Genomic DNA, 18,493 nt, shown 5'->3' with positions numbered 1-18,493 from the left:
CCGATGTTTTTTAGTCAGCTCTTTGGCAGTCAGTCCACGCCTGGTAGCGGTGGATGGCTCTCCGGTATAGGCGGAGCGCGTTCGGAGGCTGGACAAATCGTTACGCCTGATACCGCGCTGGCGCTGACCGCACTGCAAAACTGTGTCACTTTGCTGGCTGAGAGCATCGCCCAACTCCCGCTTGAACTGTATCGGCGCACTGCAGAGGGCCAGCGCGAAGTCGCCAGAGACCATTCTTTGTATCGGGTGTTGGCTTGGGAACCTAACGAATGGCAAACTCCATTTGAATACCGGGAGCAAGGCCAAATTGCGGCAGGGCTGCGCGGGAATGCCATCAGCCTGATCGATCGGGATCCGGACGGCACCGTCACGGCGCTGTATCCCGTCACGGATCCGGTGCAGGTCCTGCGCGGAAATGACCGAAAGCCGTATTACCGCATCAATGGTGCGGAGCCAATACCACAGCGGATGGTGCACCACGTCCGCTGGATAAGCCTGAACAGCTATTTTGGATTGTCGCCAATCGTGCTGCATGCGAATGCAATCGGGCATGCTCAAGCAATCAGGCAGTACGCCGGCAAGTCGTTCCTGAACGGCACCGCGCTGTCTGGAGTGATCGAACGCCCGCGCGAAAGCCCGCCGATCAAAGAACAATCTGCCGTTGATAAACTGGTGGACGAGTGGCAAAGGAAGTATGGCGGCAGCGAAAATGCCAAGAAAGTCGCCCTGCTGCAGGAGGGCATGACCTTCAAGCCGCTGTCGATGACAAACGTCGACGCGGACCTGATCGCAGCGCTGAAGTTGACCTCGTTGGAAATAGCGCGCATCTACAAGGTGCCGCCGCACATGATCGGCGAGCTCGATAAGGCAACGTTTTCCAACATTGAGCACCAGGCTATCCAATTTGTCATCTATACGCTCCTGCCATGGATCAAGCGGCACGAGCAGGCAATGATGCGCGATTTCCTGCTGCCATCCGAGCGGGCCGAGTATTACATCGAATTCAACGTTTCAGGCCTTCTGCGCGGTGATCAGTCATCGCGTTTCGCTGCATATGCGGTTGCTCGGCAGTGGGGATGGCTGTCCGTCAATGACATCCGACGTCTAGAAAACCTTCCACCCATCGCCGGTGGCGACGTTTACCTGCAGCCGTTGAACATGATCAATGCGGCAATGCCGCCAACATCTGTGAAGCCCACGGCCGAACAGGTTGCTGAAATCGAAGGGATAGTGCAATGAAAAACTTTTTCCGGATTGCTGGGATGATCTTCAACCAGCCGTTGATGGTCACTGATGCCATGCTCGACCAAGCGGCGCATTGGGCAAATCAACAGCTGAGTCTGAATATCTTGAACCTCAGCGTTAGTGCTACAGGCGCGAAGATGATGGAGGACGATGACTATCCATCTGCGCAGGCTGCGCGCGGCGACGATCAGCGCCGGCAAGCTATTGCCGACACCGGTGTGGCCGTTATTCCAGTCCACGGCGTCTTGGTCAGTCGTAGCACCCAACTGAACCTTTGCGAGACGATGACCAGTTACGAGCAGCTCCGTACGCAGTTAAACGCTGCGCTGTCGGATCCGGCGGTCGAGCATATTGTGCTGGACATCGACAGTCCTGGTGGTAGCACCAACGGCGCATTCGAGCTGGCTGACGACATTCATGCTGCGCGTGCAATCAAGCCTATCACCGCAATTGTGAATTTCAGTGCATTCTCGGCCGGCTATCTGTTGGCATCGGCGGCCACTGATATTTCAGTCAGTCGGACGTCTGGTGTTGGCTCGATCGGCGTGATCGCCAAGCATATGGACATGTCGAAGCGAAACGAACAGCAGGGCGTAAAGGTAACGACCGTCTACGCCGGCGCGCACAAGAACGATTTGACGCCGCATGAGCCTCTTTCTGACCAGTCTCTGCAGTTTCTGAACGACATGGTGCAGGGCTACTACGAGCAGTTCGTCGGCGCCGTGGCGCTATATCGCGGACTGACCGCCGATGCTGTGCGCGCCACCGAAGCAAACGTCTATTTCGGGCAAAAAGGTATTGACCTGCAATTGGCGGACCGCATCGAAACGCCGCAAATGGCCGTCAACCGGATCGCAGCCGAGGTGCAGCAGCGCCGCGCAGAGCGTAATCCCAAACCAACGAAGATTGCCGCTCGCGCTCAAGCGATGGCAATCCAGAACCAACTTTGACCGCGTTCGCGGAATAAGCAACCGGCCGCCTTCGGGCGGTTTTTTACTTTTAGGAGCATTACATGGCAACAATTAACGAACTCCGCAGCGAACGCGCAAAGATTAACAATGCCGTTCAAACCCTGGCCAAAATCGAGGCCGATGGTGGTCAGCTTACTGCCGAACAGACAACGCAGTTCACCGACTTGCAGGCACAGTTTGCCGATCTGACAGCGCAGATCGACCGCGCTATGGCAGCCGAGCGTCTGGCTGCCATGGCCGCGGTACCGGTTGACAAGACAGGCACCGAAGCCAATCAACCGAACGCTCCCCCTGCAGCCTCCATGCCTGCTACTCCTCGCATCCCAGAAGTGCCGGGCGCCAAGGTGTCCCGCATGGTCCGCGCTCTGGCCGCGGCACAAGGCAATCCCGAAATGGCTGCAAAGATTGCGATCGACCGTGGCTTCGGTGAAGACGTCGCCATGTCGCTGAACACCCTTACATCTGGCGCCGGCGGTGTCCTGGTACCGACGAATTTGTCTAGCGAAGTTATCGAACTGATGCGCCCGAAAGCCGTCGTTCGCCGCCTCGGCGCCCGTGCGCTCCCGCTGAACAACGGTAACGTCAGCATGCCGCGCCTGAAGGGTGGTGCTGTAGTTGGTTATATCGGCTCCGATTCCGATGTTCCGGCAACCCAGCAGCAATTCGACGACCTGAAGCTGTCGGCGAAGAAGCTGTCGGCCCTGGTGCCCATTTCCAACGACCTCCTGTCCTATTCGGGTGCCAATCCGAACGTCGACCGCATCGTGGTCAGCGACCTAACTGGTGCGCTGGCTGCCCGTGAAGACAAGGCATTCATCCGTGACGACGGTACTGGCAACACTCCGAAGGGCCTGCTGTTCTGGGCGCTCGCTGGCAACAAGATTGCCGCGTCTGACGGCGCAACCATCCCGAAGGTCGAAACCGACCTGAACAAGCTCATCCTTGCCCTCGAGGGTGTGGATGCGAACATGACAGAGCCGGGCTGGATGATGTCCCCGCGCACCTTCCGCTTCCTGGAAGGCCTGCGTGACGGCAACGGCAACAAGGTCTATCCGGAAATGGCAAACAAGATGCTGAAGGGCTATCCGGTCGGAGTGACCACTCAGATTCCGAACAATTTGGGTGCTGGTACCAACGCGTCGGAAATCTACTTTGTTGACTTCGGCGATTGCTTCATCGGCGAGGACGAAGAGTTGATGATCGACTACTCGAAGGAGGCGACCTACAAAGATGGCGAAGGCAATGTCATCAGCGCCTTCCAGCGCGATCAAACCCTGATTCGCGTCATCTCGAAGCACGACTTCGGCCCGCGTCACGTTGAATCTGTCGCGATTCTGACCGGTGTCGCCTGGGGCGCTTGATCCATAGCCTGAACAGGTAGCCAAAGCGCCGGCCCACTGCGGGCCGGCAATCGAAAACAAGTTTCGGAGTGAGCATGAATACTGCAGTGAAGATCCTCAAAGCCTGGTCGATCTATAGCCCGGGCGACATCGCTGGTTTCGACGAAGAGCGGGCAGCCTCCTTGGTCAAAAGCGGCATTGCCGAGCCACACAAGGACGGGGCAAAGAAAGACGCCGCCAAATCTGGCGCCGGCACTGGGAAAGACGCTGGTAGCGACTCCAACAAGGCAGTCGATCCGGCTGCTGGGAAGTAAATCATGACAGCGGTGCTGGTTTCTTGGGCCGATGCAAATGAGCCGGTCACACTTGCAGACGTGGCCGCTCAGTGTCGCATTGATGCAGATGATGCTGAAGCCGAAAAGGATCTGATCGAAAAGCTGATCATTCCGGGTGCCCGCCAGCTCGCTGAAACCCGTTCTGGCGCCGCGATCCGAAAAGGCACGTACCGGGAAATTCTCAGGTCTTTCCCAGAGGACGAATTTCCTTTGTCCAAAGGGCAAGCAACTGAGGTCACTTCGCTCAAATGCGGAGGTGCGGTTGTCAATCCGACCACCTATCAGCTTATCAATCTGGGAAAAGAATCGCTCCTGTCGCCATCCGCATCTTGGCCGGCTTCCGGAACGGTCGAGATCGAGTATGAAGCCGGCATTGACCTCGAAGAGTATCCGAGCGTAAAGCAGTGGATTCTCATGGCATGTGCTTGGGCATATAGCCAGCGAGGCTTGCTTCTGACCGGACAGAAAGTCGAGGAAATGCCTTCTTCATACGTCGATTCACTGCTGGATCCTATTTGTACGCCTCCGAGGTTTTGAATGGATGCCGGAAAGTTCAATCGCCGGATAACCATCCAGCAGCCGACAGTTGGACGAGGCACGAGCGGCGGCCGTACCACTGCGTGGGCCGAATGGAAGAAGGTCTGGGCCAAAGTGACACCACTGTCCGGCAATGAGCGCCGCAGTACCGATCATGGCGGCGAAAAATCGGAAGCCAGAACCGAATTCATTATCCGGTACCGACTCGGCATTACTGAAGAAATGCGGATCCAGTACAAGGGCAAAAACTACAACATCAAGCATGTCAAAGATGTGAATGACGAGCATGACATCATGGTGCTGACCTGTGACACCGGGATGAACGATGGCTGACCGTATAAATACCTCCGCGCTAACGGCCGCGTTCAAGGAGCTGCACGAGGATCTGCACAGGCGTACTGCACGCCGCATGGTGGGAGCCGGTGCAAAGGTGATCCGGGAAGAGGCAAAGAGAATCGCGGCCGGTGCTGGCCTACGGCGCACCGGCGCGCTACTAAACAATATTGTCATGAAGCGTGAGCGCACGCCGGAAGGCATCGAGCAATACAACCTCGGTGTTCGGCATGGCCGGGCACTCGGCAAGAAGGCTGAGAAGAAGTTAGTGGTCGGTGTTAACGGTCGGGTGCAGACCCGGTATGTGAACGACCCGTGGTACTGGGTAATCCTTGAAGTAGGTGCCAAACCACATGTCATCGAACCACGAAAGGGCAGCAAGTTACTCGCCTGGACACAGATCCCGCAGCCGACAAAGTTCGCGCGAAAAGTAAAACATCCCGGCACCGAGGCAACGCCATTCTTGGCGCCAGCGCTCGAAAACAAGCGCGAGGAAGCGCTGGCGGTCATGGTTCAGCGGTTGGAAGCAGCCATTAAGAAAGCGAACAAGTCATGACGATCAAGGAACTGATCACTGCGGCATTGACGCCTGTTCTGGCCAACAGCTGGGCGGTCGAACTGCCGAAGCGGCCAACTTGGCCCGCGACGGTGTTTGAGGTCGCGACCGAAGAGGAAAAAGGATGGTGTGCCGGAGCAAGATACGACCAGCATGTCGTCAGCGTTTTCAGCCTGGCCAAGACAGTCGAGGAGCTGGAAGCGCTTCGCCCGCAGATCGTTGCCGCTATGGAGGTAATTCCGGGATATATGGGGTCGGAGGAAGAGGGTGACTCCGAGTACGAAGGCGACCCTGAGGTCTATGCCTACTTCCAAAATTTCCGCATTCGGACGCGAACCCTGTAAAGCCTCACCTTCTCCCTCGATCCAGCCCGCTCATGCGGGCATTTTTTTGGAATGTGGCCATGAAAAAGACAGACGCCAGCAAGACAGCAAACAGTGAAAAGAAGCCAGCGACGGAGCCCGTGAGCGACGCGCACAAAGTATTGGCCACCGACGAACACGCCGGGCGCGGTGGATCGTATGTGTTTGACCCCGCCGCCGGCAAACGTACTCCCGTCCCTGAAACCCAGCCTGAAAAGGAATCGACATGACTGCAAAGCTGATGAAACAAGCTCTCCTGCTTGTCAAAATTCAACCCGTTGCCGGTACGGACTCCAATCCGACCGCCGCGCTTAACGCCATTCTCTGCAAAGGCGTTACGCCGCAGCCTGTGGTGGCCAATTTCGCCGAGCGCGACAATGTCCGTCCGTACTTTGGCCAGAACGGCAAGGTGCTGACCGACGTGCATAGCGAATCCGAATTCGAAGTGGAATTGGCCGGCGCTGGCGCCGCTGGTACCGCGCCGAAGTGGGGTCCGCTGATTCGCGCCTGCGGCTTTGCCGAAACCATCACGGTCGGCACGGATGTGAAATACAACCCGATCACCGCCAATCAGGAAATGGTAACCGGGTATTACTTCATCGACGGTCTGCGCTTCAAAATGTTGGACTGTAAAGCGAATGGTCAGGTCACGATGAACGCCAAGGGCATTCCGATGCTCAAGTTCAAGCTGACAGGCCTGTACTCGCCGGTGACCGATACTCCAATCCCGGCTGGCACAGACTACAGCGGCTTTACCGAGCCGGTCGCCGTGAACAACCTGAACACACCGACCTGGTCGCTGCACGGCTATGCCGGCGCCGTCGAATCGCTGTCGTTCGACTTTGGCAACGACGTCATCTATCGCAATCTGATCGGCCGCGAAGGCGTTTCCATCCGCGACCGCAAGATCACCGGCAGCATCAGCATGGAATTGCCATCGGTGGCCGCAAAGGACTGGTTTGCGACCGTCATTGCCAATACCAAGAATGCGTTGCAAATCGTGCATGGCACCGTCGCCGGCAACATCGTGCAGATTGATGCGCCAAAGGTTCAGCTGACCGATCCGCAGATCTCGGACTCGGAAGGTATCGCCATGCTGGGCACCAATCTTTCGTTGGAGCCGAACACCGGCAACGACGACATCATCATCACGGTTAAGTAATTTCCACCAGGGCCCGCCGACAACGCGGGCCTTTTTCTTTTCCTCCCATCTCTTGATACTGGAATTCAAATGGCATTCAAACTCGCACAAACTCCTACCTACAAACAAAAGATCATCGTCGAGATCCCGAACGAAAACGGCCGTAAAGACAAGTCGGATTTCATGGCTGAATATCTTCGTGTCGATATGGACGACATCGAAGAACTGAAGCGTCTGCCACAGAAGGAAGTTTTGGAACGAGTGCTGGTGGGCTGGTCGTCGCTGCTCGACGAAACGGGCAATGACGTGCCGTTCAATCCGGTCAACCGTGTCGCCTTGCTGAAGATTCCGCAGGCATTCGAAGCTTTGGTTGAAGGCTTCTGGACATCGATCTTCAAGGCGAAAGAAAAAAACTAAAAGAGGCGGCCCGGTTTTGGGCGGGTGACCGGGCGCCTTCGAATTTTGGTTTCAATGCGACCACCGTGTCGTTGCTGGAGCTGGCCGGCGCACCCGCCGAAGTCATCCAGTCCGTGGAAGCTAAGGCTTCTCCGGAGCCAGACGAGGCGGTGTGCTACGTCTGGGAGGAAAACTGGCAGTCGTTTCAGTTCTACCTGATGGTGCAGTCGCAATGGGTGATCGTGACGGGCCTTACAAACAGTGTGCGGGTAAAGCTGGATTACGCCGGCATTGGGTCGGCCATGTGGATGGATGGCATCCATCGAAGGGACCGGAAAGCGCTGTTTTCTGACTTGCGCCTCATCGAATCTGCCGTCCTTGAATACGACGGCGAAAAGAAGAGATAACACAGCCCGCTTCGGCGGGCATTTTTATTGGGCATACACATGGCAGGCGCTCTCGGATCACTGGTCGTAAAACTTGCACTTGAGTACGCTGAGTACACGAAAGGTTTGTCCAAGTCTGACCAGGATGCGCTGAAATTCGCTCAGAACGTCCAGAAGCACATGGATACGGCGAAGGCCGCGACCTCCGAATTCTTCGGAGGCGTACTAGCTGGTGCGACCGGTGCGATTTCGGCATATGTCAGTGTCACCAAGGTCGTAGAAGGACTGAGGACGTCGATCGATGGTATGGATGCTACCAACAAGATGGCAGCCCGGATCGGCATCACTACGGACGCGGTCCAGAAATTTACCTATATCGGCGCGCTCGCCGACGTGGGCGTCGAGGCACTGTCGACCGGATTCAAGAAGCTATCCGTCTCGATGCTCGAAGCTGCTGGCGGCGGCAAGGAACAGCAAGCCCTTTTCAAGGGGATTGGCGTTGACGTGAAGGATGCGGCCGGCAATTTGCGCGACTCTGAAGACGTCATGGCCGACATCGCCGACGTGTTCGCAAGTATGGACGACGGCGCCACCAAGACAGCGCTGGCTGTAAAAATTTTCGGCAAGGCCGGCACCGACATGATCCCGGCGCTGAATGGCGGCAAGGAAGCACTCAAGAAAGCGTCTGAAGAGGCGGAGAAGTTCGGTCTTGTCGTCGATAGCAAGGTGTTGCCCGGTGCGGAACAATTCAACGACAACCTGACAATTCTCGGAAAGATCACCGAGGGCACGTTCAACCAGCTTGCAGAAGCCTCGTTGCCGGTGCTGGCCATGTTCAGCGATGCATTGGTGGAGTCCTATAGCGGTACCGATTCCCTGAATCAGAGCGCGCAACGTCTCAAGAAAGACGGCACGTTGCGCGAATGGGCGGTTTCTGCTGCCAAGGCCATCGGCTTTGTCGGCGATGCTGGGCAGGGTGTTTATCGCGTGTTCGAACTCGTCGGCAAGCGTTTCGGCTCGCTGGCGGCCGCTGCGGTCCTGGTGGCACAAGGCGAATTCAAGGCGGCGGGCAATGTCCTTAATTCATTCCATGAAGACAAAGAAGAAATTCTGAATCGCAAACTGTTTTCCACCACGCTCAACGAAAAGCTTGATGCACTGGACAAGAAGGCTGGCGAGTCCGAACAGAAATCGGCGAAGGATGACGCTGCCCGCAAAGCACGCACCGCAGCCATCGCAAAGCTGCTGGGTGCACAAGGGGAATCCGCGAAGAAGACGGCCAATGACTACGACAGCTTGAACAAATCAATCCAAGAGCGCATCGCGTTGGCTCAGTCCGAATTGGATGTTGGCAGGCCACTGTCGGCATCGGAAAAGGAGTTGTCCAAGCTCACGACCGACTACGAAAAGGGTCTGATCAAACTGTTGCCGCAGCAGTATGCAATGGCCAAGGCTGATTTGGAGCGCGCACAGCAGCTCGACGCCTTGGTCGACAACAAGCGCAACGCCGTGAAAATGTCGGACGAGCTCGGCAACGCGGGCAAGAAGGAAATCGACTCTCTGACCGAACAAGTCACCAAGCAGCGCGAACAGATTGCGGAAATCGGTTTGTCGAAGGAGCAGGTTGCCGAACTGGCGGCCAAGAAGCTGGAACTCGCTGCGGCTGCCGATGAGGAACTTGCAGCGAACATGCGCAATGCGGCGGCCTATGCCGGGGACTTGCACGGTGCATATCTGCGGCATGCAGACGATCTGGAAAAAGCGGCAAAGCTCAAGCGCGACCTGGCGTCCGGGCAGCGCGAAGGCGGCACCAAGCAAACCCGTGATGACGAAGGCAAAAAGGCTACGGAAGATCTCGACAAATTTCTTGATCCGACCAAGGCAATTGACTTCGGCGACGCGCTGAGCGACGCCTTCAACGGCGCCGGCAATTCTCTGATCAAGTTGACTACGTCGCTTGAGCGTTTTGGAAAGCGGCAGGCCGCAATCGATGAAGCTCGGAAAGATGCGGAGATAGCTCGTGCTAGAGGGAAAAAGACCGAAGAGCAGTACCTCGAAGCCATCGGCAAGATAGACCAAGAAAATGTAAAGAACCAGATGCGCGGCTATGGCGACATGGCGGGTGCGGCGGCCTCATTTTTCAACGAGCAGAGCTCAGCCTATCGCGGACTGATGGCGGTCTCTCAGGCGTTCCACGCTGCCGAATTGGCAATGACGATCGCCGAAACAGTTCCCAAAGCGATCAATGCGGTGCTGAACCAGGCGAACGGAGACCCCTATACCGCCTTCGGTCGGATGGCTGCGATGGCGGCTGTCGTGGCCGGTCTGGGCGTGGCAATCAGTGGCGGCGGCAGTGGAGGAGGTGGTGGGTATATGTCTGCCGCCGATCGCCAGAAGCAGCAGGGTGCCGGCACGGTGTTGGGCGACGAAAACGCGAAGTCGGAGTCGCTGGCCAAAGCAACCGAGCTGCTTGCTGGTAACTCCAACATTGCCCTTGAGTATTCCAGCAAGATGTTGGCGGCATTGCGCAATATCGAAGTCGGTATCGCCGGCATGTCCGCATCCATTTCTCGGACAGCGGGCATCCGTGGCACATACGCTGATCAGATTTCGTATGGCGTCGGTAAGGAAGAGGGTTTCTTCAAGGACGTCGAAATCTCGCTTGAAGACAGCGGTATCGTCTTCGACCGTGCGCTTGTCGGCAAGGATGGGCAGGGCAATGACCAGTGGTATGCCCAGAAGATCGGCGACATCCTGTCCAGCGGCATGCTGTGGGCACGCGGTTACGGCACGGTCAAGCGTACTGAGGACGGATGGTTCGATGATGACGTCGAAGTCAAAGACGTATTCAGTTCGCTGGATCCCGAGTTCGGCGAAGAGTTCATCAAGAACCTGAATGCCACCACGGACGCCATTGTCCTGGCCGGGACATCGCTGGGCGCCAATGGTGCCGCCATGTCGCAGATCATCAAGGATCTGGACATGGATGATCTGAAGCTCGACAAGATCAGCCTGATGGGCAAGAGCGGTACCGAAATCAGCGAGATTCTGTCCGAAGTGCTTGGCGCCGTGGGTGACACCATGGCCAAGGAAGCAATGCCGTCCCTCAAGGCTTTCAACAAGGTCGGAGAAGGGATGTTCGAGACGCTGGTGCGTGTTGCCAATGGCGTCGAGGTTGCCCAGTTCGAGCTGGAGCGCTTCGGCTTGCAGGCGGTCAGCTATACCGACGTTGTCAAAAAGCAGGGGGATGTTGGGGCCGAAATCGTGCGTCAAACCGTAATGAACGCCGAACGCACAAGCGGCGCATTGACCGGCGTGGGCGAAATCATGCAATACCTCGACGGTTCCGCGAGCGACCTAGCCGAGACATACGCCAATCTCAGAGCTGCGCAAGATTCTTTGTCAATGGTTGGTATTGATAAAAACGCCCTTGGACGGTCGATGATTCGCGGGGCTGGTGGCTTGGATTCGTTGCAAGAAGGGCTCGACGGTTATTTCGAAAACTTCTTTACTGATGGCGAAAAGCTGGCCGCGAAAACGGCTTATATGGGAGAAAAGTTTGAGGCCCTCGGCCTGGAAATGCCCGCGACAACCGTCGGTTATCGCACGATGATCGACACCTTGAAGAAGGATACAACTGACGCTGGCCGTACGTTGCTCGCCCAGGCACTAACGTTAAGCAATGGATTGTTCGACGTTATTAACGAATCTGCCGAAAAGGCGAAAGATCCTGAGGAATTGGCCAATCAGAGCCGTGATATGGAAATCCGCATCATGGAGCTGACCGGCAATGCGGCCGGTGCACTGGCCGCGCGTCGCAAGATTGAGCTTGACGGGATCGATGCGTCTCTTCGTCCGATGCTGGAGCGTATTCATGCACTGGAAGATGAGGCGACGGCACTGGCCAATGCAAAGAACACGGTAAGCACGCTTTTCTCGGTGCTGCAGCGTGCGGTCGAAGCCGAACGCAAGGCGATCACAACGGCCCACCAGGGCGTGATGGACCGGCTGGCCAAGCAGATCGAAGGTGTGACTAGCTCGATCAGCAAGCTATCCAGCCTGTCGAGCGCACTGCGTTCTTCAGTCAATGGTATGCGGCTGGATTCGCAGTCCGGCATGGACCGGGCGTCGGCAAGGGCACAGATTCAAACCGCATTAGCCTTGGCCAAGGCGGGCGGAGTGTTCCCTGAAGCCGGTGATCTGCAAAATGCACTGTCGGTCATTGGACAGCCGGCCGAGCAGCTGTATGCATCGTTTGTCGACTTCGAGCGCGACTTCCTGCAGGACAGAAATGCCATTGCTGAATTGGCGGACCTGGCCGACTCGCAAGTTTCGGTCGAGAAGAAAATGCTCGAAGCAATCGAGGCGCAAAAGAAGATTGCAGAGCAGGGATACCGGGACGAGATGACCCGGCTCGACAACATCCTGGCTGCGGCGCAACGAGAGATTGACGCGATCAATGGCGTCAACACATCGGTTCTATCAGTGCGTGATGCGATTGCGGTTTTCAACCAGGGAAGCCGCGCGGCGGGTGGCGCCGGTGGTGTTACGTCGAATCCAGTGCCCCCGACTACGGGCGCTTCTGGTGATTATGTGGATCGCGTTCTTGGCCTGTATGCAGGATACGCAGGAAAGATCGGCTCACAGGTCGATGCGGAAGGACTGGCTTACTGGACCGGACAGCTTGCCATGGGTAAGTCGTACGACTCGGTACTGGCCTCTTTCCAGGACTCGGTGAACATCGTCAATGCACGAAAGGGCTTGGCGGTAGGAACAAACCGCGTGCCGGAGGACATGTTCACCAAGATTCATAAGGACGAACGTGTCATCCCAGCGGCCGACAATCGCGAGTTGATGCGGCGTCTGAGCAGCCCCAATGAGAACAGTGCAGTGCTGGCCAGCGGTCTGCAAGCAGTACAAGCAGAACTGCGCGCCTTCCGCGAACAGTCGAAGGCCGGCGACATTGCAATCGCCCAGAACACAAGCCGCGGTGCACGGGTACTTGAGCGCTGGGAGGGTGACGGCTTGCCAGCAGAAAGGGATCTAACAGTATGAGTGACGGTTTTACGATCATCCCGGCAATCGCGATCACGGACGACATTCTGGTAAGCAGTAACGTTGCCGAGAATGATTATCCGGTGTACAGCACTGCGACGACCTATGCGGTAGATGCATATGTGATCAGTACGACCACGCATCACATCTACCGGTCGTTGCAGGGGGCAAACACCAACAAGCCGCTGCCAGTCTTGCCTGCGACGGCAACGGACTGGTGGCAGGACGTTGGGGCTACCAATCGACACAAGATGTTCGATCGCTCGGTGCAGTCGCAGACCAGCAATCCGAACAGCATCGAGATCGAGTTGGCGATCGAGGGGCGCGCCACGGCAGTCACCATCTTGAATGCCGACGGCGACGAACTGCATATTGAGATGGAAAGTCCGACAGCTGGCGTGGTGTATGACCAGACGTTCAGTTTGCTCGACCATGCTGGAATCAGTGACTTTTATTCCTGGCATTTCGATGACCGCGACCGAATCCGGGATCTGGCTATTACGGGATTGCCTCCATATGCAGGGGTGACTCTACGGATTTCGATTCTCCGGCCGGGTGGTACAGCACTATGCGGTGCTTGCCTGGTCGGTCAAGCAAAGGAAATTGGTGACACACAGTTCGGTGCACGTATTGGTATGACCGACTACAGCGCCAAGACACCGGACGCGTTCGGAAATCTCACTGTGCTCGAACGGGCATACAGCCAGCGCGGAAGCTTCACGGTCGTCGTGCAAAACACGTTTATCGACCGCCTCCATAAACTGCTGGCGAGGTACCGGGCGACGCCGGTCGTCTATATCGGCTCGCCGCTATACGGGTGCATGGTCAATTACGGCTTCTACAAAGACTACGAAACCGAAATTCAATATACGACTGAATCACTTCTCTCAATCAACATTGAAAGTCTTACTTAAATGGCACTGACACCACCACCGACCGCGCCGTCTCCTGGTCAAGACGCCGCAACCTTCAATGAAAATGTCGAGGCACGGCTTGCATGGGATGCGGTCAATGTCGCAGAGTTGAATGCATTGCAAGCAGATGTCACAGTCAAGCAGGCAGCGACCAACGAAGATGCTGCTGCGGCTGCTATTAGCCGTAGTACTGCCGAGGCGGCTGCAGCTGCAGCCATCGCTGTCGCCGGTGCCGTTCAATGGGTATCTGGCACTAATTACGCTCTCGGGGTGGCCGTATGGTCGCCGAGCGATTTCCAGACGTATCGCCACACCGTGGCTGGTGTAAGCAACACCGATCCGGCCAATGATCCGGCAACATGGGAAGCTGTTGGCGCATCGGGGAGCGGCATCAATGAAGCCAACACCGAAACGCTTGCAGCGAACAAGGTGCTTACCGCTGACTCGCCAGGTATGCAGGTTTTGACGGCGCCAGGTTACGGCTACTACGTGCAACTGCCCTCGGCTACAACGCTTGACCAGGGCGGCCCGCATTTCGACATTATCGTAGCCGGCTCATACCCTATCGGCGTCTTGAATGGTGCTGGCCAAGTCGTCGGGCAAATCTTGCCAAACGACCGCGTTAAGTTCAGTCTGTCCAATATCACGACGGCGGCCGGTGCATGGCAAACCGAGGGTAATTTGGACCCTTGGTTCCAAACTGCGGAAGCGGGGTTTAAGGCTTGGAATGGCGCAACGCTTGTTAATGTCTCCGACAATATTTCGCTTCTGTTTTATCAAAACGAAGCTTCACTTCCATGCGTGCGCTACGTTTCACACCCGGCGGGCGTTGCGCTAACAGTCGGCAATGAGTATGTGCTAGACGCGGTAACTGCATCATCCGTTCAAACGACCTACTGCGTTAAGCTCGGCGCGAATCGCATGTTCGTGCCGACAACGGGCTCGTACGGCGTTGTTGTTGATTGGTCCGCTGGCGCGGCGCTTGCAGTCGGCGCGCGAACCCAAATTTATAACGGATCGGCGCTTACGTCGTGGGGCGGCCATTTAGTTGTGCAAGATGATCGTTACGTCGTCGCACTGGGGTATAACGCGGCGGCGCAAATGGTACAGGCCATTTGCTTTGATTGCGGCGCAAATGGTACGACCATTACGGCGGGCGCAATGGTTCAAACATCAAGTTATACCGGGACGTCGAGCTACGGTTACGACTTGGCGGTAGCGGTTAATTCAACCGTCGCCGCGGTAAAGGGCAGGTACAACAACGGTTCGTATTGGAGGTCTATTGCGCGATGCGTAGTTCGCGCAGGGACAACGCTGACTTGGGGCGGCGATGCCGGCGACCCGACCGGATTGATAACCACGAATTCGGCCCACTTACCCGACTGTTTTTCGCTCGGTAAAGATACAAGTAACGCGGAATGCTATTTGATTCCGTACTACCAGGACGCAAACGCGATTAAGTTCGGGTTGCTGAAGTTTCCTGCATCGGGCGGCACGCCAACGTGGGCGGCTATCGCAACATCAACCCTCGCGTCGACTACGATGCTCGGGGTCTTTTTCCGCGTTTCGAGTAACTCGATTGTCCAAGCCGGGTATCAAACGGCGAACACGGCGAAAATTGAACTCATTACCGCGAACAAAGAAACAAACGCAATAACGTTTTCTTTGAGCGGGAATATTGATTCGACCTTGCCCGGCGCGTCTCGCGTATTCACTTTGCAAAACGTTTCAGACTTGGACGGAAAAGGTCTTGTTTATTACCTTGATGCGGCGTCCGGATCCAAAACGCACTACAAGGGTTTTGCGGTAAGCGGCTCGACCGTTTCGATCGGGTCGAATCGTTTCGAACCGTCGGCCTCGGGCCAATACCCACTCAACGGGCAAACCTTTTCGTTCTCGAATAGTACGGGCGCCTCATCCGTCACGTATCAGCGGATAGGCGTAGCCCAATCAAACGCAAGCAACGATGTTTCTGTTGATCTTACGAAAATATCAATCGATGCTTCGGGCAACCTTACGTTCGGGCCGTTTTCGAAGGGTACGTTCGGGGCGTCCGGCGGGGCGATCGGATTGTCTAATGGCCGCGTAGCGATTTCTACCAACATGGGCCTTAAACGCTGGCACGGGGTCATGCGCGGCGATGGGTTCAAATTTGCCGAGGGTTCATTCGGCAGTCCGCAAAGCGGGTCGATCGTGCAGGGCAACGCGGAAATGATCGGCCTCGTAAATCACGATGTTCAAATTGGAAAGAATGCAACCCTTTACCGCTTCAAATTCGCCGAGGTCTAAATTATGCGATTACTTATTATCGGTTCTACTATCTTGGCCGACGAACTGGCGGACACCATCGTCGAAACCGACGACACCTACACCGTGGGCGAAACGGTATTCTGCAAAGTGCAAGGTGAGTTCGCGGTTATCGACCTTGACGTGCCCGAGGGTTTTACCGCCCGCGATTACCTGTATGTCGATGGCCAGCTGGTGCGTAAAGATCCGCCGCCCGTGTCGCAATCAGTTAAGGATGCGAAGAACGCGCAGATCGATCAATGGCGCGAGGAAGCAAACAATACCGTGTTCACCCACCAGGGTAAGGTGATTGCCTGCGATTCGCTGTCCTTCAAAGACATTGCATCGACCGCCAGTCACATTGCATTGTTCGGCACCTTCCCGCCGGACTTCCCTGGTGGCTGGAAGGCCAAGGATAAATCGATCATCCCGATGCCGACCATCGAACATTTCAAGACGTTCTATGCATCGATGGCGGCACAGGGAACGGCGAACTTCAATAAGTCGCAGCAGCTCAAGGCAGCACTTGCGACTGCAACAACACAAGTGCAAGTTGACGAGATTGTGTGGTGACCCATGGAGATCATTACTGTACGTTCGACAACGCGCTGGCCGCCTAATCTGATCAGCCCAGTGATTGCCATTGCCACCGGTTCTCGTCGTTGGAGTCATACCATGAGCATCATCCGGGGTCGCGCGTACGAGGCGTCAATGTCGCACGGCTGCCGCGCTGTCGATGAGGCCGTGGCCATGCAGGGCGTCGCCTACTACCAGGACATGTATGTCCCGGTACCGGACATCGATGCTGCTATCGAGTTCGGCGAGCGGCAGCATGGCAAGGACTATGACTTCCCCGGCGCATTCGGTCTGCCGTTTCTTCAATCGGAAAACTGGCAGGATGAAAGCAAATGGTGGTGCAGCGAACTCAACTTCGCTCAGATCGGTGCCGGTGGGTTATGGCTGCTCGATCCGGACGAGAAAACGCGGGTGACGCCAAACGACCTTCGACAATGTAACTACCCGAAATCTCCAATCCTCAAACCCGCTTCGGCGGGTTTTTTTACGACTCCACAACAATAAGGCGACACACATGAACGGACCAGGCGAAGCGGCAGGGCTGGCATTTTTTAAACTCTATGGATTGAAGGCAGGGCTTGGCATGATAGGTGCGGCGCTTCTTTACTTCGTGCTGCCCCCGGTGAAGCCGGACGGCACATTCGATCAGCGGGAATTTGTGGTGCGGCTGGCATGCGCGGGAATTGCCAGCATGGTTTTCGGTGACTTGGCGGTTGATGTCTTGGTGTCATACCTGCCAAGCGTCCCGTTAGCCGAGAACCGTAGCGCGGTATATCTGCTCGTTGGGGCCCCGGCTTGGTGGGTGACTCGCGCTGCAGCTCTATGGCTGCACAAGCGTAACGGCAAGGACATCGCCGAAGCGGCCGAGGAAGTGAGGAAGACGGTATGACACAAGACGATCTGATCCGCATCAGGCCTACTGTAAAGCCGCACCTAGCGGCTTTTTTTACACCTCTTTGCGCTGCGATGCAGGAGTTCAGCGTCAACACACCGGCGCGTCAGGCGGCCTTTCTTTCCCAGATTTTGCATGAGACGTTAGGGCTGTCGAAGCTTCGCGAAAATCTGAATTACAGCCCGGAAGGACTGCTGCGCACCTTCAATACGTCCAAGGTTACCCGGTTCACAAAAACGGACGCATACCGCTACGGCCGCACTGCGGAACATTCAGCCGATCAGCAGACGATTGCCAATATTGCATACGCCGGCCGGTACGGAAACGGTCCGATGGAATCTGGCGACGGTTGGAAATTTCGGGGCGGTGGCGCCGGCCATCTGACCTTTAAAAGCAACTACGCTAAATGCGGCGCGGCCTTGGGCATTGATCTTGTGTCGCAGCCTGAACTGATTGAGCGTCCCGATATAGCCTGCCGGTCTTTTGGCTGGTTCTGGGTCGAAGGGAATCCGGCTGGCCGCGATCTCAATTTCCTGGCTGATACCGGCAACATTGACGCGATCAGCAAAGCCGTCAATGGTGGCACCAATGGCATGACCGAGCGCCGGGACATCTACGCCCGCGCGATAGGAGTTTTGATATGAATATTTTCAAGCCATTCATCGAACCGGCGCTGAAGTTTGCCAAGGTCGCTTTCTGCATTGCCCTGTTCGCTACAGGCTTCTACATGGGCGGCCACATCGAAGAGGGCAAGTGCGCGGTAGCGGCCGCGGCACGCGCCACCGCCGAAAATAAGGCGCTCATTGAGCGCAATGCTGAAAACGAAGCAGAAAGGGAGAAAAACCGTGAAAGCAACCGCCTTATCCAGAAAGCTCATGATTTTGAGTTGGGTCGTGTGCGCGCTTCTATTGTCAGTGCTCCCAGGCTGCGCGTCGGTCCCGCAATCTGTGGTCAGCCTTCCGGAACGCCCGAAGCCCGTAGCGCCGGCAGCAGCGATGCAGCCGATCCCGGAGGCCGGCTGGTTCGTGAAGACATTGGACGAGATCTTGATGCGCTGAAGCTCCAAGTCGAAGAGGCATTTGCGGCTGGAAGGGCATGCCAAGCATTTATTTTTGCTGAAAATATGACTCAATAAATAAACAAAATTGCTTAAAAATCATTGAATTAT

20 protein-coding genes are annotated in these 18,493 nt (G+C 56.3%); all 20 read left to right on the top strand.

What is annotated here, in order from left to right; all coding sequences use genetic code 11:
* Positions 1-3 precede the first annotated feature (3 nt).
* Entirely contained in the window at positions 4-1,239 is a 1,236-nt protein-coding gene (locus D3871_RS11265; protein ID WP_119768969.1) for a phage portal protein, read from the top strand.
* Positions 1,236-2,195 (top strand): S49 family peptidase, encoded by a 960-nt coding sequence (locus tag D3871_RS11260; protein ID WP_119768968.1) that lies wholly within the window; start codon positions 1,236-1,238, stop codon positions 2,193-2,195. The genes D3871_RS11265 and D3871_RS11260 overlap by 4 nt, the downstream gene beginning before the upstream one ends.
* A gap of 62 nt (positions 2,196-2,257) precedes the next feature.
* Positions 2,258-3,577 (top strand): phage major capsid protein, encoded by a 1,320-nt coding sequence (locus tag D3871_RS11255; RefSeq protein ID WP_119768967.1) that lies wholly within the window; start codon positions 2,258-2,260, stop codon positions 3,575-3,577.
* Positions 3,578-3,651: 74 nt separating this feature from the next.
* Positions 3,652-3,870 (top strand): hypothetical protein, encoded by a 219-nt coding sequence (locus tag D3871_RS11250; RefSeq protein WP_119768966.1) that lies wholly within the window; start codon positions 3,652-3,654, stop codon positions 3,868-3,870.
* 3 nt (positions 3,871-3,873) lie between these two features.
* Positions 3,874-4,428 (top strand): head-tail connector protein, encoded by a 555-nt coding sequence (locus D3871_RS11245; RefSeq protein WP_119768965.1) that lies wholly within the window; start codon positions 3,874-3,876, stop codon positions 4,426-4,428.
* Positions 4,429-4,761, top strand: coding sequence for a phage head closure protein (locus D3871_RS11240; protein WP_119768964.1), 333 nt, complete (start codon positions 4,429-4,431; stop codon positions 4,759-4,761).
* Positions 4,754-5,317, top strand: a complete 564-nt coding sequence (locus D3871_RS11235; RefSeq protein WP_119768963.1) for an HK97-gp10 family putative phage morphogenesis protein — start codon at positions 4,754-4,756, stop codon at positions 5,315-5,317. The genes D3871_RS11240 and D3871_RS11235 overlap by 8 nt, the downstream gene beginning before the upstream one ends.
* A complete protein-coding gene (locus D3871_RS11230) occupies positions 5,314-5,661 on the top strand; it encodes a hypothetical protein (RefSeq protein ID WP_119768962.1) in 348 nt (115 codons plus the stop codon). The genes D3871_RS11235 and D3871_RS11230 overlap by 4 nt, the downstream gene beginning before the upstream one ends.
* Positions 5,662-5,720: 59 nt before the next feature.
* Entirely contained in the window at positions 5,721-5,909 is a 189-nt protein-coding gene (locus D3871_RS11225; RefSeq protein WP_119768961.1) for a hypothetical protein, read from the top strand.
* Positions 5,906-6,841 (top strand): phage tail tube protein, encoded by a 936-nt coding sequence (locus D3871_RS11220; RefSeq protein WP_119768960.1) that lies wholly within the window; start codon positions 5,906-5,908, stop codon positions 6,839-6,841. Before D3871_RS11225 ends, D3871_RS11220 begins: the two co-directional genes overlap by 4 nt.
* A 69-nt stretch (positions 6,842-6,910) precedes the next feature.
* The gene (locus D3871_RS11215; RefSeq protein WP_119768959.1) at positions 6,911-7,237 is read left to right on the top strand and encodes a hypothetical protein; all 327 of its coding nucleotides are present in this window, start codon (positions 6,911-6,913) and stop codon (positions 7,235-7,237) included.
* Between the two features lie 65 nt (positions 7,238-7,302).
* Entirely contained in the window at positions 7,303-7,623 is a 321-nt protein-coding gene (locus D3871_RS11210) for a DUF1799 domain-containing protein (protein ID WP_158597910.1), read from the top strand.
* Positions 7,624-7,662: 39 nt separating this feature from the next.
* Positions 7,663-12,657: a phage tail tape measure protein gene (locus tag D3871_RS11205; RefSeq protein ID WP_119768957.1), complete on the top strand. Its 4,995-nt coding sequence runs from the start codon at positions 7,663-7,665 to the stop codon at positions 12,655-12,657.
* Positions 12,654-13,571 carry a hypothetical protein gene (locus D3871_RS11200; RefSeq protein ID WP_119768956.1) on the top strand — a complete coding sequence of 306 codons (918 nt, stop codon included), beginning with the start codon at positions 12,654-12,656 and terminating at the stop codon, positions 13,569-13,571. Before D3871_RS11205 ends, D3871_RS11200 begins: the two co-directional genes overlap by 4 nt.
* Complete coding sequence (locus D3871_RS11195) at positions 13,572-15,860, top strand: hypothetical protein (RefSeq protein ID WP_119768955.1); 2,289 nt, start codon at positions 13,572-13,574, stop codon at positions 15,858-15,860. It begins immediately after the preceding gene.
* A gap of 3 nt (positions 15,861-15,863) precedes the next feature.
* The gene (locus D3871_RS11190; protein ID WP_119768954.1) at positions 15,864-16,430 is read left to right on the top strand and encodes a DUF4376 domain-containing protein; all 567 of its coding nucleotides are present in this window, start codon (positions 15,864-15,866) and stop codon (positions 16,428-16,430) included.
* A gap of 3 nt (positions 16,431-16,433) precedes the next feature.
* The gene (locus D3871_RS11185) at positions 16,434-16,937 is read left to right on the top strand and encodes a hypothetical protein (RefSeq protein WP_147376783.1); all 504 of its coding nucleotides are present in this window, start codon (positions 16,434-16,436) and stop codon (positions 16,935-16,937) included.
* A gap of 10 nt (positions 16,938-16,947) precedes the next feature.
* Positions 16,948-17,322: a hypothetical protein gene (locus D3871_RS11180; protein ID WP_119768952.1), complete on the top strand. Its 375-nt coding sequence runs from the start codon at positions 16,948-16,950 to the stop codon at positions 17,320-17,322.
* The gene (locus D3871_RS11175) at positions 17,319-17,969 is read left to right on the top strand and encodes a glycoside hydrolase family 19 protein (protein ID WP_119768951.1); all 651 of its coding nucleotides are present in this window, start codon (positions 17,319-17,321) and stop codon (positions 17,967-17,969) included. Before D3871_RS11180 ends, D3871_RS11175 begins: the two co-directional genes overlap by 4 nt.
* Positions 17,966-18,460, top strand: a complete 495-nt coding sequence (locus D3871_RS11170) for a hypothetical protein (protein ID WP_119768950.1) — start codon at positions 17,966-17,968, stop codon at positions 18,458-18,460. Before D3871_RS11175 ends, D3871_RS11170 begins: the two co-directional genes overlap by 4 nt.
* Positions 18,461-18,493 lie beyond the last annotated feature (33 nt).

It is taken from the genome of Noviherbaspirillum saxi (genome assembly GCF_003591035.1).
GTDB lineage: Bacteria > Pseudomonadota > Gammaproteobacteria > Burkholderiales > Burkholderiaceae_D > Noviherbaspirillum > Noviherbaspirillum saxi.
This window is presented reverse-complemented; position numbering and strand designations above follow the sequence as displayed.

Bases quoted from the DNA above. Each gene is read 5' to 3' on its own strand.
- D3871_RS11240 (WP_119768964.1), top strand. From the start codon at position 4,429: ATGGATGCCGGAAAGTTCAATCGCCGGATAACCATCCAGCAGCCGACA.
- D3871_RS11170 (WP_119768950.1), top strand. From the start codon at position 17,966: ATGAATATTTTCAAGCCATTCATCGAACCGGCGCTGAAGTTTGCCAAG.
- D3871_RS11190 (WP_119768954.1), top strand. From the start codon at position 15,864: ATGCGATTACTTATTATCGGTTCTACTATCTTGGCCGACGAACTGGCG.
- D3871_RS11175 (WP_119768951.1), top strand. From the start codon at position 17,319: ATGACACAAGACGATCTGATCCGCATCAGGCCTACTGTAAAGCCGCAC.
- D3871_RS11235 (WP_119768963.1), top strand. From the start codon at position 4,754: ATGGCTGACCGTATAAATACCTCCGCGCTAACGGCCGCGTTCAAGGAG.
- D3871_RS11260 (WP_119768968.1), top strand. From the start codon at position 1,236: ATGAAAAACTTTTTCCGGATTGCTGGGATGATCTTCAACCAGCCGTTG.
- D3871_RS11245 (WP_119768965.1), top strand. From the start codon at position 3,874: ATGACAGCGGTGCTGGTTTCTTGGGCCGATGCAAATGAGCCGGTCACA.
- D3871_RS11215 (WP_119768959.1), top strand. From the start codon at position 6,911: ATGGCATTCAAACTCGCACAAACTCCTACCTACAAACAAAAGATCATC.
- D3871_RS11250 (WP_119768966.1), top strand. From the start codon at position 3,652: ATGAATACTGCAGTGAAGATCCTCAAAGCCTGGTCGATCTATAGCCCG.
- D3871_RS11205 (WP_119768957.1), top strand. From the start codon at position 7,663: ATGGCAGGCGCTCTCGGATCACTGGTCGTAAAACTTGCACTTGAGTAC.
- D3871_RS11230 (WP_119768962.1), top strand. From the start codon at position 5,314: ATGACGATCAAGGAACTGATCACTGCGGCATTGACGCCTGTTCTGGCC.
- D3871_RS11265 (WP_119768969.1), top strand. From the start codon at position 4: ATGTTTTTTAGTCAGCTCTTTGGCAGTCAGTCCACGCCTGGTAGCGGT.
- D3871_RS11225 (WP_119768961.1), top strand. From the start codon at position 5,721: ATGAAAAAGACAGACGCCAGCAAGACAGCAAACAGTGAAAAGAAGCCA.
- D3871_RS11185 (WP_147376783.1), top strand. From the start codon at position 16,434: ATGGAGATCATTACTGTACGTTCGACAACGCGCTGGCCGCCTAATCTG.
- D3871_RS11195 (WP_119768955.1), top strand. From the start codon at position 13,572: ATGGCACTGACACCACCACCGACCGCGCCGTCTCCTGGTCAAGACGCC.
- D3871_RS11255 (WP_119768967.1), top strand. From the start codon at position 2,258: ATGGCAACAATTAACGAACTCCGCAGCGAACGCGCAAAGATTAACAAT.
- D3871_RS11180 (WP_119768952.1), top strand. From the start codon at position 16,948: ATGAACGGACCAGGCGAAGCGGCAGGGCTGGCATTTTTTAAACTCTAT.
- D3871_RS11220 (WP_119768960.1), top strand. From the start codon at position 5,906: ATGACTGCAAAGCTGATGAAACAAGCTCTCCTGCTTGTCAAAATTCAA.
- D3871_RS11200 (WP_119768956.1), top strand. From the start codon at position 12,654: ATGAGTGACGGTTTTACGATCATCCCGGCAATCGCGATCACGGACGAC.